At 61.0% G+C, this 16,602-nt stretch carries 14 protein-coding genes; 4 read left to right on the top strand and 10 right to left on the bottom strand.

Going from position 1 to position 16,602, the window contains the following annotated elements; all coding sequences use genetic code 11:
- Positions 1–5: 5 nt before the first annotated feature.
- Positions 6–770, top strand: coding sequence for an HAD family hydrolase (locus AB8C10_RS00330; protein WP_368866472.1), 765 nt, complete (start codon positions 6–8; stop codon positions 768–770).
- Between the two features lie 137 nt (positions 771–907).
- Here the strand turns inward: AB8C10_RS00330 and AB8C10_RS00335 are convergent, their stop codons facing one another.
- The 4 genes from AB8C10_RS00335 to AB8C10_RS00350 all read right to left on the bottom strand — a co-directional run bounded on the left by AB8C10_RS00335 (position 908) and on the right by AB8C10_RS00350 (position 5,773).
- Positions 908–1,603, bottom strand: a complete 696-nt coding sequence (locus tag AB8C10_RS00335) for a methionine ABC transporter permease (RefSeq protein ID WP_368866473.1) — start codon at positions 1,601–1,603, stop codon at positions 908–910.
- A complete protein-coding gene (locus tag AB8C10_RS00340; RefSeq protein WP_070846715.1) occupies positions 1,604–2,659 on the bottom strand; it encodes a methionine ABC transporter ATP-binding protein in 1,056 nt (351 codons plus the stop codon). It abuts the gene before it with no gap.
- Between the two features lie 145 nt (positions 2,660–2,804).
- Positions 2,805–3,689 (bottom strand): MetQ/NlpA family ABC transporter substrate-binding protein, encoded by an 885-nt coding sequence (locus AB8C10_RS00345; protein ID WP_314658038.1) that lies wholly within the window; start codon positions 3,687–3,689, stop codon positions 2,805–2,807.
- A gap of 305 nt (positions 3,690–3,994) precedes the next feature.
- Positions 3,995–5,773 carry a long-chain-fatty-acid--CoA ligase gene (locus AB8C10_RS00350; protein WP_368866474.1) on the bottom strand — a complete coding sequence of 593 codons (1,779 nt, stop codon included), beginning with the start codon at positions 5,771–5,773 and terminating at the stop codon, positions 3,995–3,997.
- Between the two features lie 147 nt (positions 5,774–5,920).
- On the opposite strand from AB8C10_RS00350, the gene AB8C10_RS00355 reads away from it, so the two are divergent.
- Genes AB8C10_RS00355 through AB8C10_RS00365 form a run of 3 tightly spaced genes read left to right on the top strand, consistent with a single transcriptional unit; the run spans position 5,921 to position 7,890 of the window.
- Positions 5,921–6,070 (top strand): hypothetical protein, encoded by a 150-nt coding sequence (locus AB8C10_RS00355; protein WP_005504480.1) that lies wholly within the window; start codon positions 5,921–5,923, stop codon positions 6,068–6,070.
- Entirely contained in the window at positions 6,070–6,732 is a 663-nt protein-coding gene (locus AB8C10_RS00360; protein WP_070846713.1) for a sugar O-acetyltransferase, read from the top strand. The genes AB8C10_RS00355 and AB8C10_RS00360 overlap by 1 nt, the downstream gene beginning before the upstream one ends.
- Before the next feature lie 33 nt (positions 6,733–6,765).
- Complete coding sequence (locus tag AB8C10_RS00365; protein WP_368866475.1) at positions 6,766–7,890, top strand: hypothetical protein; 1,125 nt, start codon at positions 6,766–6,768, stop codon at positions 7,888–7,890.
- Positions 7,891–8,050: 160 nt separating this feature from the next.
- Here the strand turns inward: AB8C10_RS00365 and AB8C10_RS00370 are convergent, their stop codons facing one another.
- The 6 genes from AB8C10_RS00370 to AB8C10_RS00395 form a co-directional block, all read right to left on the bottom strand.
- A complete protein-coding gene (locus AB8C10_RS00370; RefSeq protein ID WP_368866476.1) occupies positions 8,051–9,535 on the bottom strand; it encodes a dihydrolipoamide acetyltransferase family protein in 1,485 nt (494 codons plus the stop codon).
- A gap of 99 nt (positions 9,536–9,634) precedes the next feature.
- Positions 9,635–10,621 (bottom strand): alpha-ketoacid dehydrogenase subunit beta, encoded by a 987-nt coding sequence (locus tag AB8C10_RS00375; RefSeq protein WP_368866477.1) that lies wholly within the window; start codon positions 10,619–10,621, stop codon positions 9,635–9,637.
- Between the two features lie 2 nt (positions 10,622–10,623).
- Entirely contained in the window at positions 10,624–11,790 is a 1,167-nt protein-coding gene (locus tag AB8C10_RS00380; RefSeq protein WP_368866478.1) for a thiamine pyrophosphate-dependent enzyme, read from the bottom strand.
- Positions 11,791–12,191: 401 nt separating this feature from the next.
- Positions 12,192–13,319 carry a histidinol-phosphate transaminase gene (locus tag AB8C10_RS00385; RefSeq protein WP_368866479.1) on the bottom strand — a complete coding sequence of 376 codons (1,128 nt, stop codon included), beginning with the start codon at positions 13,317–13,319 and terminating at the stop codon, positions 12,192–12,194.
- 252 nt (positions 13,320–13,571) lie between these two features.
- A complete protein-coding gene (locus AB8C10_RS00390) occupies positions 13,572–15,980 on the bottom strand; it encodes a hypothetical protein (protein ID WP_049359934.1) in 2,409 nt (802 codons plus the stop codon).
- A 19-nt stretch (positions 15,981–15,999) separates the two neighbouring features.
- Complete coding sequence (locus AB8C10_RS00395) at positions 16,000–16,593, bottom strand: ABC transporter substrate-binding protein (RefSeq protein ID WP_096740959.1); 594 nt, start codon at positions 16,591–16,593, stop codon at positions 16,000–16,002.
- Between the last annotated feature and the right edge of the window lie 9 nt (positions 16,594–16,602).

The following is a 16,602-nucleotide window of genomic DNA, read 5'->3' on the forward strand; positions in this document are numbered from 1 at the left end:
ACATTATGTTTGAACACACAGTACCCTCCGATTGGTTCCCTCGCTGCGCAATCTTCGACTGCGACGGCATCCTCCTCGACTCCGAAACCGTCTGGAACGATGTGCAGCGTGAGCTTTTCGCCCGCTGGTCTGTCCGCTTCACCGAGGAGGTGGAGCACCGCCTCACCGGCCTGGCGGCAGCCGACGTCGCCGAGGAGCTTGCCCTGCTCTCCTACGAGGCGCAGAACGGTCAGAAGCCGGACACCGCCTCCGCAGAGTACGCCGAGCACCATGAACGCGTGATGAAGGACCTGCTCACCACCGAGCACGAGGTCATCAGCTCCGGCGTGGACCTGATTGAGGGCGCGCAGGAGTTCCTGAGCTTCCTGAGCGAGCACATGCCCGTTGCGGTGGCGTCGAACTCCACCGCAAAGATTCTGACCCTGAAAATGGAAAGCTACGGTTACGCCCCGCTGGTGCGCACCTGGGTCAGTAGCAACGACGTTCCCAACGGTAAGCCCGCCCCGGACATGTACCTGGAGGCGGCACGCCGCCTCGGCTTCGAAGGCCATGAGGCGCTGGCGTTCGAAGACTCCCCCGCCGGCGCGCAGGCGGCACGTGACGCCGGCACGAAGGTCATGATTTACACTCCCGCCGATACCGACCCGGCAAAGGCACCTGCCGGCTTTGGCCGCTTCGACTCGTTCAAGGACCCGCAGCTCTGGGAGGCGGCACGCACCTGGGTCGCCAAGCTTGAGGCGGCACAGCAGTCCGAAGCAGCGCAGGGCTAAGCGACTAGCGCCCCCTCCCCTGGCGCAAAGGAACCAGGCACAAAGAAACCCGACACAAAGAAAGACCCCCGGCCCGCTCCTGAAGAGCAGACCGGGGTCTTCTATGCCTTATCGGCTTATACCTAAGCGGTACGAGCCTATCGGCGCATAACCTTCTTCGCCAGTGCGTTACCGATGAACTGAACCAGCTGAACCAGGACGATAATAATCGCCACAACAGCCCAGGTGATCTCATCATTGAAGCGCTGGTAGCCGTCCACAATCGCGATCTTACCCAGACCACCGGCACCCACGTAACCGGCCATAGCGGACATATCCACCACGCCAATAACGAGGAAGGTGTAACCCAGAATCAGCGGGCCAAGCGCCTCGGGAATCATCACGGTGAACAGGATGGTCAGCTTCGAAGCGCCCATAGCGCGCGCCGCCTCAATCACGCCCGGATCAATGGAAACCATGTTCTGCTCCACGATACGGGCAATAGCGAACGCAGCACCGAAGCTCATCGCGAAGACCGCCGCGTTCACGCCCAGGCGGGTACCCACCACGGCGCTCGTCAGCGGGCCCAGCGCCGCAATCAGGATAATGAACGGAATCGGGCGAATCACGTTCACCAGAATGTTCAGGACCGTGTACACGAAGCGGTTCTGGAAGATATTACCGGCGCGGGTGGTGTACAGCAGGGCACCCACAATCAGGCCGACCAGACCGGCACACAGCATGGTGATAGACACCATGTAGAACGTATCGCCGATAGCCGGGAGCAGCTTCTCGGGCAGGAACTCAGACCAGTCAGTCTTAGACGCAGCCAGCGGAAGAGTAGTAGCAAACATTTAGCGCACCTCCTGCACGCGGGCAACGGTCTTCAGTTCAGCAACAGCGGCATCAATGCTGGTGATTTCGCCGAGAAGTTCCAGGGTGAGGGTACCGTACGCCTTGCCCTGCAGGGTCTCGATACCGCCGCCCACAATGTTGAAGCGGACGTTACGGGCACCCAGGTAGGACAGCACCTTACCGAGCTCCTGGTTACCCTCCACGATTTCAACGTTGATGAGGTAACCCTTGTGGTTCGCGCGCAGCTCAGCCGCCTCCTTGCCGGTGGGGGCAAGCTTGACGGTGGTTGCCACGAACAGCTTCGCCACGTCGGTCTGCGGGTTGGAGAAGACATCGTACACGTTACCCTGCTCCACCACACGACCGGACTCCATGACTGCCACACGGTCAGCGATGCTGGAAACCACATCCATCTCGTGGGTAATGACCACGACGGTCACACCCAGTTCTCGGTTCACACGCTTAAGGAGCGCAAGCACTTCATGAGTGGTTTCCGGATCCAGCGCGCTAGTGGACTCGTCCGCCAGCAGCAGTGCGGGGTTGGTCGCGAGCGCACGGGCAATACCCACACGCTGCTTCTGACCGCCCGAAAGCTGGTTCGGGTAGTGGCCTGCACGGTCGGCAAGACCCACGAACTCGAGCATTTCCAGGGCGCGGGCGCGGCGGTCCTTCTTAGACCAGCCGGCAATCTTCAGCGGGAACTCAACGTTACCGAGCACGGTGCGGGAGTTCATCAGGTTGAACTGCTGGAAGATCATGCCGATGTTGGTGCGTGCTTCGCGCAGTTCGGAGTCGCGCTTGCCGGAAATTTCGAAGCCGCCAACGGTCAGGGTGCCACTGGTGGTGGTTTCCAGACCGTTAATGAGGCGGACCAGGGTGGACTTACCGGCGCCGGAGTAGCCGATAATTGCAAAGATTTCACCGCGGTTGATGGTGAGGGAGACGTTGTCGACAGCAACTACAGCCTTGGGGCCGTTGCCGAAGACCTTGGAGACTCCGTCCAGAACCACCATGGGCGAGGTGCTGTCGCCGAAGCTCTGTGCCAGTTCACTCATAAATATGTATCCGTAAATGTCGTGGTTGGGGCGCTAAAGGGCCTTAACGCCGTTACGCAAAGGACGGTAAGCCTGTCGTGACCCGCATCGGGTTCTTAGACTTACCGCCTTTGCGTATGCCTAGAGGAGGCGTGTATTTAGAAGATTACTTCTTGGCGCGCAGCTTGGCTTCTTCGTTAGCCAGGGACTGACGCAGCTCGTCGGTGCTTACGTTGACCTCAACGGCGGTGCCGCGGGTCTCTTCCTGAACGACGTCCATGACGGCCTTGGAGTGGAAGAGTTCAACAATCTTCTTGTAGGTCTCGTCGTCAGCCTTGTCCTTCTGAGCAACGAAGAGGTTCACGTACTTAATTGCCGAGGGGTCGGTCTTGGGGTCGTCCTGAGCCAGTGCGTCTGCGGGCTTCAGGCCTGCATCCTTGAGGAAGTCGTTGTTGACGACTGCGCCGTCAGCGGACTCCATGCCAACCACGGTCTGGGTTGCGTCAACGGGGGTGACCTTCACCTTGGAGTTAGCGGTGTCCACGTCGTCGATGGTGGGTGCGTCAACGTCAGCGTTCTTGAAGGTAACCAGACCGTTGGTCTTCAGCAGCTTCAGCGCGCGTGCCTCGTTCACGGTGTCGTTCGGGATAACGATCTCGCCGCCCTGGGGGATGTCAGCCAGCTTGGAGTGCTTCTTGGAGAACAGAGCCATCGGGTAGATGACGGTCGGGCCGACAATCTGCAGGTCCTTTTTAGCGCTCACGTTGTAGTTAGACAGGTACGCGATGTGCTGGAAGCGGTTCATGTCGATGTCACCGGCGTCCAGTGCGGGGTTCGGCTCGGTGTAAGCGCTGAACTCCTTGTACTCAATGTCGATACCCTGCTTCTTAGCTTCTTCCTTCAGGGTCTTGTTGAACTTCTCAGAGCCAACCACACCGATGGTGACCTTCTTGGATGCGGAAGAGGAGGAAGAGGAGGAGTTGGTGGAACCGCAGGCTGCCAGGCCAATGACCATGGGGACAACTGCGAGTGCAGCAGCAAACTTCTTCACGGCTATGAATCTTTCTGTTGAATGATGATGCGTTCCACCGGGTGCTGACGTTGGTATTAGCACGTCCGATGGGAATGATGATGGGACAATTACAGCACGCGCGGGGGCGGGTGTGGAAGTTAAGAGCTATTCATGAGACACAGAACGTCAAGGTCGTCATATTTTGTCATATTTCGTCATGCGGTGATTATTTCCAGGTCACAAAGCGTCATTGACGGTGTATTCAGGCGCACACAAAACGCCGGCAAGGGTACAAAAACCCAAGCCGGCGTTCATAAAACGGGCAATCAGCGAGCCGCTAGCGCCTACTGGTCAAACTCGCCCGAAGCAATCAGCTGCTCACGCACCTTACGGCGCAGAACCTTACCCAGCATCGAACGAGGCAAATCATCCACCACCACGATGCGGCGCGGAACCTTATAGCGGGTCACCTTCGAGTAGCAGTGCTCACGCAGGGTATGCTCCTGCACCACACGTCCCGGGGCGGGCACCACGGCGGCAACGACCATCTCGCCACCGGCGGGCAGCGGAATACCGACGACTGCCGCATCCGCGACCATGTCGTGCTGTTTGAGGGCGACCTCAACCTCCGTCGGGGAGACGTTGAAACCACCGGTAATAATGACCTCCTTGATGCGGTCAACGATCTGGATGAAGTAGTCCTCGTCCAGGCGCACAATATCGCCGGTACGCAGCCACCCCTCGGGGGTGATGGTCTTCGCGGTCTCGTCCTCACGCTTCCAGTAGCCGGCAAAACGCTGAGGACCCTTTACCCACAGTTCGCCCTCTTCGCCCTCGGGCACGTCCTCGCCAGTTTCCGGGTCCACCACACGAATATCGGTGGAGGGGAACGGAACACCAATAAAACCGGCACGACGAGTGTCATTCAGAGGGTTGCAGGACACCAGCGGCGCGCACTCGGTCAGGCCGTAGCCCTCCACCATGAAACCGCCGGAGGCTTCCTCCCACTCGGCGACCAGCTCGGGCGGCAGGTTCATCGCGCCAGACACCGCGTAACGGATACCCTCCAGGGACACGCCGCGCTTCTTCGCCTCATCCATGAGGCGGCGATACACCGGCGGAACCGCAGGCAGAATGGTCGGGCGGGTCTTCTTCATCGCCTTCAAAATCAGGTCCATATCCACGGTCGGGAACAGCACCAGGCGGGCACGGCACAGCGACGCAATCGTCACACCCAGAGTCATACCGTACGCGTGGAACAGCGGCAGAACCGAGTAAATCACCTCGTCATCACCCGGGTTAATCCACGCCTCACCCATGCGGCCATTAGACTCCAGGTTGCGGTGCGTGAGCATCACGCCCTTCGGCAGACCGGTCGTGCCGGAGGTGTACTGTAGCAACGCAATATCGTGCGCGGTCGGGCGGCGATGCGCGGGATCAATACGCTCACTCTTCAGCAGGTGCGACCACGGCACCGTACCCGGAGCGGGACCAGCCAGCTTCTCACGCGAAGCACGCGCACTCTTCAACGGCAGCTTCAGCGCGGTACGCATCAGCGCAGGCATCGCCGAAATCATGTTCACCGAATAAATATGGCTCGGGCGAATATCATCCGGAAGACCCGTAATATGCGAAGCGATCTTATCCCACACAATCGCGACCTTCGCACCGTGGTCCTCAAACATGTGGCGCAACTCCGCACCCGTATACAGCGGGTTATGCTCCACCACAATCGCGCCCAGACGCAGAATCGCGTAAAACGCCGCAATATGCTGAGGGCAGTTCGGCAAAATCAGCGCCACACGGTCACCCGCCTGCACACCCGCCACGCGCAGACCCTCCGCCGCACGCTCAATCTGGTCGCCCAGCTCAGCATAAGTGGTCGTCGCGCCAAAAAACTCCAGCGCAACCTTGTGCGGTACGGTGCGAACCGCCTCGTCAATGAGGTGGCTCAGCGAGGTTTCAGGCAGCTCAATATCGCGAGCAGTCCACGGCGTATAGTTCTTCAACCAGGGGCGATGCGCCAACGGATACGCACCAGCAGCTACACCAGCGGATGCGCCAGCGGGGGATGCAGGAGCCGCCGCATCCTGCAGGTTCGTGTTCTTCTGAGCCTCAGTCATGCAATGATTGTGCCTTCCCGCACCCGCAGGCTTCAACTCAGCACCGTTTCTTTCCACGCTGAAAATCACACGGTACACCCGCCCCAGATACCGCAATAAACACCGAAACACTAAGGCAGAACCCAGCAACTCTGGGATACTTAAAGCATGAGTAAACGACAGCAAGACATCACTGACGAACAGTTCAAGAAGCTCCTCCGCGAAATTTCCAAGCGATTCGCCATCGCCGGAGGAGTCGTCATCCTGTTCGGAATGGCCATCATCGCACTTGCTTACCTTCTGGGAGGAGCCCACTAATGCACACCCCGCAGCGCCCCAACGGCGACATCTTCCACCGCATGGTCTCCGGCGCCGCCTACATGCCCGACGCCGAATGCGGCGCGCAGTACAAGCGCATCCACGCTGCAACCGTCCTCGCCGAAGAACACTACGCACGCGGCGAGCAGGCGCAGGCAATGCACGTCTACCGTGAACACCTCGGCCACCTGGGCGAGCACTCCCACATCCGCCCCGGCGCACGCTTCGACTACGGCGTGAACACCTACATTGGCGACGGCTCCTTCTTCAACTTCGACTGCGTATTCCTGGACGTCTGCCCGATTCGTATCGGCTCCACCGTGCTCGTCGGCAACAACGTACAGTTCCTCACCCCCACCCACCCGCTCAACCCGGTCGACCGCGCCGCATACTGGGAAGGCGGCGAGCCCATCACCGTTGAAGACAACGTCTGGATTGGCGGCGGCGCTATCATCCTGGGCGGCGTGACCATCGGCAAGAACTCCGTGATTGGTGCAGGCACCGTCGTCACCGAGGATGTACCCGAAAACTCCGTCGTGGTAGGCAACCCCGGCCGCGTCATCCGCACTCTGGACGAGAACGAACGCCCGGCATACCCGCACACCTACTCCGCAGAAGCCCTGGAAGAAGCACGCGCCTTCTACGCTGACCGCAACCGCTAAATCAGCACCCAGGACTAGAATCCAAAGGATTTAATGAACGCACAGAACAACACCCCGCAGCAGCGTCCGGCCGCCGCGGCGTCCACCCCCACCGAAAGTGACCTGTGGGAAGCGGCATTCTCCTCCGACGACCCCACCGTGGTCCTGACCGACGAGGACCTAAACGCGGCACGCCGCGCGCACGAAAAGGCGCGCGAGTCGAGCGCCTCGGCGCAGTCCTCTGCGCAGTCCTCGCAGGATGCGACCCAGCCTCTCTCCGTCACTGACGCGGCTACCGCAACCCAGCCGGTCGTCTCTGCAAACGGTGCCGCTCACAGTGCAGAATCCGGTGCTGACTTGGGCGAACCCGCTACCGATAACCTCAGTTGGCTCGACAAGCCCGCAGCCCCCAGCCCGGACAACGTACGCGGTAATGCTTCTGCGGCCCCCGCTACCGCACCGACCGCAGCGGCAAGCTACGAGGTGCCCGCACCCGGTAACGCCCATGCGGCACCCGGCGCCCCGCAGGCTAATCCGGCGGATGATGACCACTTCGTCATCCCCACCCCCGCCGGTACCGCAGGCGCGGCGGGCGCAGAGCCCGTCCTCACCGCAGCAACCGCACTGTCCATGCAGAAGAGCCGATACTCCCGCATGCAGCTGTTGCCCGGTCTGCTCGGTTGGCTGATTACCATCTCCCTCATGGACGGTGGTCTGTGGGCTATCCAGTCGTGGCTGACCCTGACCGGTCAGAGCGAGTCCATCGAGTACGCCTCGGTGGTCTCCCGACTCTTCAGCGGCGCATCAAACGCCGTACCGGTAGCGGTCGCGCTGAGCGTGCTCATCTTCTTTGCCTACCTGGTGGGCGGCTACGCAGCGGGTCGTATGGCACGATTCGCCGGCGCAAAGCAGGGCATTGCCGTGTGGCTCTGGCAGATTATGGCGCTCATCCTCGGATCCCTGGCGACCTTCCTGGCGCCTCAGCTGTTCCAGAACGGTGTTGCGTCCCTGTCCCTGCAGAAGCTCATTGCGGGCGACTTCGCGAACGGTCTGCTGGCGGTTCTGCTGGTTCTGGCGTTGAGCTTCCTCGGCGCTATCCTCGGCGGCCTGTGCGGACGCCTGTACCACCGCCGCGTGGACAAGTACCCGAACGACCAGGTGGCACGCGACGACGCCTAGGCTTCTCAGCGCCCGCGCCTCGTTGCGATAGGCCTAAAACATAGAGAAAACCTCCGGTACATTGAGACAAGGTACCGGAGGTTTTCTGTATCTAAATATCTATATCCTAAACAGCTTCAGCTACCCAGCGGTAAAACGTCGACTAGCCAAAACATGCCGCCTAGTGGTCCAGCAGCAGTGCAGGCTCCTCAAGAATCGCAGCCACATCAGCCATGAAACGAGCAGACAGGTCGCCATCCACCACGCGGTGATCGAAGGAGCCGCCCAGGGTCGTCACCCAGCGAGGAATAACCTCACCATCAACCACCCACGGCTTCTGCTTGATCGTACCGAAGGCAACAATCGCAACCTCACCCGGGTTGATGATCGGGGTACCGGTATCAATACCCAGCGAACCAATGTTCGTAATGGTCAGGGTGCCGTTCGCCATCTCAGCGGGCTGAGTCTTACCCTCACGGGCGCGGGTGGTCAGGTTATTCAGCGCAACAGCCAGCTCGCGCAGGGACAGCTCCTGAGCGTCCTTAATGTTCGGAACCATCAGGCCGCGCGGGGTCGCCGCTGCAATACCCAGGTTCATGAAGTGCTTAATCTGAATCTCGCTATCGGTCCAGGTCGCGTTGACCTGCGGGTTACGCTCAGCAGCCCAAATGACCGCGGCGGCAAGCACCAGCAGCGGGGTGACCTTCACACCCTCAAAGTGGCGGGACTTCTTCAGACGCTTGACGAACTCCATGGTGCGGGAGGCGTCAACATCCACGAAGATGGACACGTGCGGGGCACTAAACGCCGACGAAACCATTGCCTTCGCGGTTGCCTTACGCACACCACGCACCGGGATGCGCTCGATACGGTCACCCGGAGTGGTTGCGGGCTGCCAGAACGGCTGGCGAGCGCCGCTATGCTGCACATCGCTCAGGTGCGCCACATAGTTCATGAGGTCCTGCTTGGTCACCTGGCCGCGCGCACCGGTAGCGGTCACGTTCGCCAGGTCAACGCCGAGTTCCTTGGCGGCAAGACGCACCGGAGGCGGCGCGAGGGTCGGGCGGTGCGGAACCTGCTCGGGAGGCAGGGTCGGAGCCGCAGCCGGTGCCGCAGCTGCAGGTTCGTGCGACAGGCGCTGCACCACCGAGTTCAGCGGGCTGTTCTCCACAAAGCGGGAGGCGCGCTCAGCCAACTCGCTCAGCAGGCCCTGGTTGCGGTTCACCGGGTCGGCAGGAGTATGCGCCACAGGCGCCTGAACGGCAGGCGCTGCCGGTGCCGCGGGAGCCTGCGCGGGCTGAGTTGCGGAGGCGGGGCGCTTGCGGGCGCGACGCTTCACCGCATCCGCCTTGGGGCCGGAGCCGACCAGCGCGGTGCCGGATTCAGTCTCTGCCGCGGCGGGTGCAGCCGGGGCTGCGGGGGCGCTGTCACCGCCGGAGATGCTGATAATCGGGGTGCCCACCTCAACGGTTTCGCCTTCGGCAACGAGCAGCGCCTCGACGGTGCCGGCGAAGGGCGAGGGTAGTTCCACGACGCTCTTCGCGGTTTCAATTTCGACGAGGACGTCGTTGATGGCGACCTCGGTGCCGACTGCCACCTTCCAGCTGAGGATTTCTGCTTCGGTCAGGCCTTCGCCCACGTCAGGGAGCGGGAAAATCTGGGACATTTTTACCTCTCACTAGGGCATATACCCTATATGGAATATTCTGTGCGGGTTTGCAACCCGCCATAGCGCAACACGCTGATACGTCAGATCAGGGAATGCCTAGTAGTCAAAAGCGCGGTCAACCGCCTCAAGAATACGGTCAATATCGGGCACGTACTCTTCCTCAACGCGGGACACCGGGTACGGCATGTAGTAGCCGCCAACGCGAATCACCGGCGCCTGCAGGCTGTAGAAGCAACGCTCCGTAATCGCCGCAGCCAGCTCACCACCCATACCGCCGAAGGTCGGCGCCTCGTGCGCGACAATCAGGCGGCCAGTCTTCGCCACCGAAGCGGCAACGGTTGGCACGTCCAGCGGCGAAATCGAGCGCAGGTCGATGACCTCAATCGAGCGGCCATCTTCCACGGCAGCCTCTGCCGCAGCCAGAGCAACCGGCACCAGCGGACCGTACGCAACGATGGTCGCGTCCGTACCCTCACGCACCACCTGGGCGCTAAACGGATCAAAGGAAGTGTCGCCAAAGTCCACTTCACCCTTGAGCCAGTAGCGGCGCTTCGGCTCAAAAATAATGACCGGGTCGGGGCACTCAATCGCCTTGCGGGTCATCCAGTACGCCTCGTGCGGGGTCGAGGGGGTCACAATACGCAGACCTGCGGTGTGGGCGAACAGCGCCTCCGGGGACTCGGAGTGGTGCTCCACCGAACCAATCACGCCACCGTACGGAATGCGGATAGTCACCGGCACCGTGTACTGCTTATCGGTGCGGTTGTGGATCTTCGCCAGCTGGCTCGTAATTTGGTTGTAGGCGGGGAACACGAAGCCGTCGAACTGAATCTCCGGCACGGGGCGGTAGCCACGCAGGGCCATACCGATGGAGGTGCCGATAATGCCGGACTCACCCAGGGGCGCATCCATGACGCGGCGGTTGCCGAAGCGCGCCTGCAGGCCCTCGGTCACACGGTACACGCCGCCGAGCTTGCCGATATCCTCACCGAGCATGACGACGGTTCGGTCGGCTTCCATGGCGTCTTCCAGGCCGCGGGTAATCGCCTTGGCGAGGGTCAAACGTTCAATTTTCTCGCTCATGCTTACTCCTCTTCAAAGCCTGCAACGTAGTTACGGTAGAACTCGCGGTCGTCTTCCACCTGCTGGTGTTCCTGCACGTAGACGCGGTCGAAGAAATACTCAAAGTCGGCAACCTCAGAGTTCAGCACTGCCTCACGCACGCCGTTCGCGACCTGCTGCGCAGATTCTGCAACCTCTTCAAAGAAGGCATCATCGGCGTAGTCCTGCTCGCGCAGGTACTTCTCGAGGCGCAACATGGGGTCGCGGCGCAGGGGACCTTCCAGGTCGGCATCGGTGCGGTACTTGGTGGGGTCATCAGCGGTGGTGTGCGGGCCGAGGCGGTAGGTCTCAGCTTCAATCAGCACGGGGCCTTCACCAGCGCGGATCTTCTCCATGGCGTAGCGGGTTACGGCGAGCACGGCGAGAACGTCGTTGCCGTCCACGCGAATACCCTCGAAGCCGTAGCCTGCGGCGCGGGTGGACACCGGAACGCGGGACTGCACCTCGAAGGGCACGGAGATAGCCCAGCGGTTGTTCTGCACGAAGAAGAGCACCGGCGCGTTATAGGAGGCGGCGAAGACCATAGATTCGTGTGCGTCACCCTCGGTGGATGAGCCGTCGCCGAAGTAGACCGCCACGGCGGGCTTCTGGGTGTCCTCGGCGGGGTCGGTTGCCTGGCCCTGACCGGTGCGGCGGGTGCCGGTTTCAGCCTCGATGTCGGCGTCGAAGTTCAGACCCATGGCGTAGCCGACGGCGTGCAGGGTCTGGGCGGCAAGCACCTTGGTGTAGGTGTGGAAGTTATGTGCCTTCATGTCCCAGCCGTGGGTGGTGGAGCCGCGGAAGATGGTGATCAGGTCGCGGAAGTCCACGCCACGCGTCAGGGCGACGGCGTGCTCACGGTAGGAGGGGAAGATATAGTCGTTGGGCGCGTAGGCGAGTGCGGAACCGACCTGTGCGGCTTCCTGGCCTCGGCTGGGCACCCAGAGGGCGAGCTGACCCTGGCGCTGCAGGGCGGTTGCCTCGTCGTCGAATCGGCGGGTGGTGTACATGAGGCGGTATGCCTCGCGCAGGGTGTCTGCGTTGACGTCTTCGATGTACCGACTGTAGGTGGGGTGTTCGTGTACGGTGCCGTTTTCATCCATGAGCTGGATGCGTTCGGGCGCTCCGGGGTACTTGTCGTTCTCGTGCATCTAACCTCCACACGTGACGAGGGCTTGGCCCTCAGCGGCTTGGGTTTTAGTCTCAACTTTCACCTGATGGTGCAGGGTTTGAGGTGTTCCGGTAAGCCTGTGAGGGTCTGGGCATATATAGTTACCAGTCTACTCTTTTCGGCTTTATCTCGCGGCAGTTACGCTGATAACGCAGTGTATTATGCCCTGTCATTCACTATTTGAACATCATTAAATTAAACCTCCTATATATTCTTTTTTGGGAATATATGGGAGGTTTAATTTAGCCATTGAAACCATTTTAAGGGCCAGACTTTTCTCTCCGGGGCACAAATATTGAACTCTAAATAATCCTCGACAAGGGAAAATAGTACATTGTTCAATTAGGGTCGAGTGGGTGCCCCACCCCTTCACAAGACGCTCTAGAGCCCCTTCGCGAAGACCTCACAGAGCGAGAGGAAACGGTCATTCGCCTCCACCTCGCCAATGCTCACGCGAACACCCTCGGTGCCGAACGCACGCACCGACAGCGCATGCTCAGACATCAGCTGCACAAACTCACCCGTGCGCTCCCCCAGGGGCAGCCACACAAAGTTCGCGTAAGTGCTCGGGAAATCGTAGCCCAGCTCGCGCAGTCGAGCGGTCACGCGCTCACGCTCAGCGACCAGGTGGCTCACACGCTCCATCACCGCATCCTCATGCTCGATGGAGGCGATAGCCGCCGCCTCAGCCAGCGCCGTCACGGCGAACGGGGTTGCCGCCACCCGCAGGTGCTGCGTAATCTGCGGATGCGAAATTGAGTAGCCCACGCGCAGACCCGCCAGGCCCTGTGCCTTGGAGAAGGTGCGCAGAATGATGACGTTCTCGTAGTCGCGGTAGATGTCCATGCCGTTCAGCGGGGCTTCTTCACTTTCCGGCACGGTGGAGGCGGCGCAGAACTCGAAGTACGCCTCATCAATCACCACGGGGATGTGGGCGGGCACCTTCTCCAGGAACGCACGGATTTGGCTTTCGGTGACGGCGGGGCCGGTCGGGTTGTTGGGGGTGCAGACCAGGATCAGGCGGGTGCGGTCGGTGATGGCTGCCGCCATGGCGTCCAGGTCGTGTGAGCCGTCGGGCAGGTTCGGCACCTGCACGCTGCGAGCGCCCATAATGCCGACGAGGATCGGGTATGCCTCGAAGGAGCGCCAGGCGTAGATGACTTCATCCTGCACGCCGTCGGCGTTTACGCCGGCGAAGGTTTTGAGGATTTGGTTGAGCGCACCGAGGCTTCCGGCACCGGTGACGATGTCGTCAGCGTCCACGCCGAGCCGTGCGGAGAGCTTCTGACGCAGGGCGGTGGAGAGCGGGTCGGGGTAGCGGTGCGCTGTCGCAAATTCTGCGAGGACGCGCGCAACCTCGGGTACGGGGCCCAGCGGGTTCTCGTTCGAGGAGAGCTTGTACTGAGTGAGGCCTTCAACGGGTGTGGGCGGCTTGCCTGCCGCGTAGCTGGGCAGGGTGTTGAAGACGGGGCGGACCGGGATGTTGGCGTGTTCAGCTGACTGGCTCATGGTTCCAGTATGTGCCTGCGGGCGGCTCGGAGGCTAACGCTTCTCACCTGGAGAGCAGGTCGCGAGCAAGCTGTAACTGTGCAGGCAGCAGATACTGGCCGCGAGTGCTGTACGCAAAGATGGAGGGGCGCCGCCGGGGTTGTTCCCGGTGGCGCCCCTCCTTTTCTCTTCTCTACTCTACTCGTCCCCTCCACCCTCCACCGAGTCTTTGAGATACAGAGTCCTTGAGATTGATGCTTTTAGACTCGGTGTTTAGACCATCAGGGGTTCACGCTCCTCGAGGGGAGTCAGATCCTCGGGAGGGCCTGGGGCGCGAAACCCGGGGTCGATGTTCTCGGGCGGAGTTGGTGCGAGGAAGCCGGGGTCAATGCTCTTGGGCGGGAGCATGGGTGCCGGCTTCTGGCCTGGCAGGATGGGAATGAGCGACTCAACGCCGTCGTAGTCTCCGCCTTGCCTGGCTCCGAAGATTGGAGGATTCTTGAGCGCGGAACCCGCGTTAGGGAGCTGCAGCTGATCGATGATTGGCTGAGTAACAGCCTTTTCGATGTGCGTATGCAGATCTGCAGGTTTGGGCAGAATGTCCGGCGGGATTAGACCTGCAGGGGGTAGCTGCCCCTCTGCCTCGATTCGAGTGGGCATCTTGATGGGCGCAGGCTCCGGACGGCTCAGGTCGCTCGGCATCTTGATGTGGGCAGGCTCGGGGCGGCTCAGGTCGCTCGGCATCTTGATGGCGGGCGGCAGATGCTGCGGGTTGTATCCCTGCAGGAGGGGCACCTTGGGCATCTGCGGCACAGGCATTTCGGGCCATGCAGGCTGCGGGTTCTGAGATTCCTGCGGAGTCGGCTCGGGGTGAGGGATGGTCTTTTTGATGCCCTCGATGACGGCGGGGATTTGCTTAGCAGCCGCCTGTACGGTTTCTCCAGCTTCTCGCTGGAGACCCTCGGCCCTCTGCTTGGCAATCTCCATGCCCTGTTGGACATCTGAGACGGTATCTTCGATACCACGCTTTGCTTGCCCCAGGCGCCCGCCTGTCAGCTGATCAATCCCCTCAACTATACCCAAGCCACCAGGGATAGTTCCTGATGCAAGGGCTGCAACAGCGTAGCCCTCGGTACGTTTGATAGTTATACCCACTCGTAGAGCGGGAGGCAGACCGTCCGGCAGGTTTGAGGCGGAGGTAACCTTCTGTTCCCCCAGCACATACTCTTTACCATCCATTGCGGCGCGCATGCCGCCAGGCACCTTGCCGCTATGCCCTTCACGGTGTAGGGCTTCGTGGTAATTTACGGCATGATGCTCATGGTTATTGACGGTGATTACCGTATCGCGTTCATCAGGATGCCACGGTTCTCCAAAAATCTGTGGCAAGGGAATCTTCTTTGCTATATCAGGAACCCCATCGCCGTCACCCTCCACGTAATCCACGGCAAAGTCACGTTGTTTGGCTGACATACCTCGCATCGGGGCAGCTTGGGCATAGACACCCACAATATTGATTTCTTTGGCGACTTCAGCACTATTCGCCATGTTGTGGGCGATCATTGCTCCCTGGCTGAAGCCCTCCATGTATACACGAGCACCCTTGGGAGCACCAGCATCACGCAGAGCCTGCAAAATCATCATGTACGCAGAGTTCATCTGGTCTGGGCCCGCTGCTTCACGGAGAGTCCCCTCGCCATCTATGATGGATCCACCCCAAGATCCAAAGATAGTACCCGGAATGCTCACCACATACAGCGCATGGGCAGGGTCGCCTTCATGTCCTGCTTCGTACATAACGGTGACGAGTACGGCACTACGTTCAGCGGTCAAAGGGTCCTGCCGGGAACGTTCAAGTTCAAGGTCCTGCGCCTGCGCCGCCGCCAGAAGACGTTCCGAGCTGGCGCCCACAGAGAGCTGGTTTTTCTCGCCGCGATGCGTAGCAATACCGTATTCCTCCGCAGAGGCTGTACGGACGTTGTAAACCGCGTTTCCACCGATAGCTGCCTTGATGAGGTTAGATAGACCACCGCCCAGTGCCTTTCGAGCAAGTCCTCGCGGAATGCCAAACATGCTTGCAAGGCGGTCAAATGCTCGCTGACGGGCAATTTCAGGATTCCATTTGGCATCCATGTAGGCGGTGAAGCCGAAAAGAATACCCGCCACGAGAGGCGAATACGGCAGCGTCCGAGATGCCGAGAAGTACCCAAGCTCGGGAATGGTGAGCTTCAAGAGGTAGGTAGCTTCGCCGGGTTCTCCAGCGATGAGGCCGCGGAAGTGACCTCGGGTGCTGCGTCCGTCGGGTAGCTTGCCGTCCTTTGCGATGCCCATGGATTCGAACCAGCCTGCGACGGTGTTTTCAACCTGCAGGTAGGAGCTGTGGGCGGCTCGGACGGTGGCTGCGGTGACGCCGAACTTTGCGGCACTCATACCGAGGTCTGCAGCAAGGACGGCGCAAATAGCGGCAGCCTGCTGGGCACGTCCGTTAATGCCGAGGAAGAGCCGAGTCTCGGTGGCGATGCCAAGAATCGGCATGGTGCGGTCGGCGCAGGTGCGGCTGACGGCGTCGAGGCCGTCGGCAATGGCGGGCATTTCTTCAAGCTCAACGCTGATGGTGCCTGCGGTGGGCCCTGCGGAGTTGCTGAGGTCACCGATGGGCGCAACGGTGGGTCCGGTAATCATGGTGTCTCCTAGGGTGAGGTTAGTGGGTTCGGATGAGCGAGCTCAGCCCGTCGGGCAGGTTCACGTGCATGAGTGAATCCAGCGTTGACTGGGCTTTTTGCACGCCTGAGCGGGCGATGATTTCGCCGGGGTTGAGTTTTTCGAGTGCGTCGGCTGCGCCGTCGGCGAGTTTGCCGAGTAGCCCGTCTACAACGGAGGCGGCAGCTTGGATTGCCTGCGCTTTGGCGGTGAGGTCGTTGGCGAGTTCTTCACCGGCGGCGGCGATCATGGCTGCGGCGCTTTCGGCTTGTTCGGCCTGGTTGCGGATTTTTTCGCGGTGTTCTTCGAGTTGTCGCCGGTAGGCGCGTCCGGCTTCGGATGCCCAGTGGTCGCCGTTGAGTTCGTTGGCGCGTTGGTGTGCGGTGCGGATTTCTTGGGCTTCGGTGCGCATCCGGTGGGAGAGTTCTGCGCCTTTGGCGCGGGCGAGCGCGGCGGCTGCCATGAGTTGCTCGGCGAGGGCGTGGCCGGCGGCGGTGCCGATGCCCATGTGTCCTGCTGCGCGGAGGATATCGGTCGGTTCGATTCGGGGCAGCTGGGGTACGGGTGGTGGTGCGGTGTCAACAATCGTGGTCATGGTGTGTCC

This window comes from Rothia mucilaginosa (assembly GCF_964210535.1).
GTDB classification, from domain to species: Bacteria; Actinomycetota; Actinomycetes; order Actinomycetales; family Micrococcaceae; genus Rothia; species Rothia mucilaginosa_F.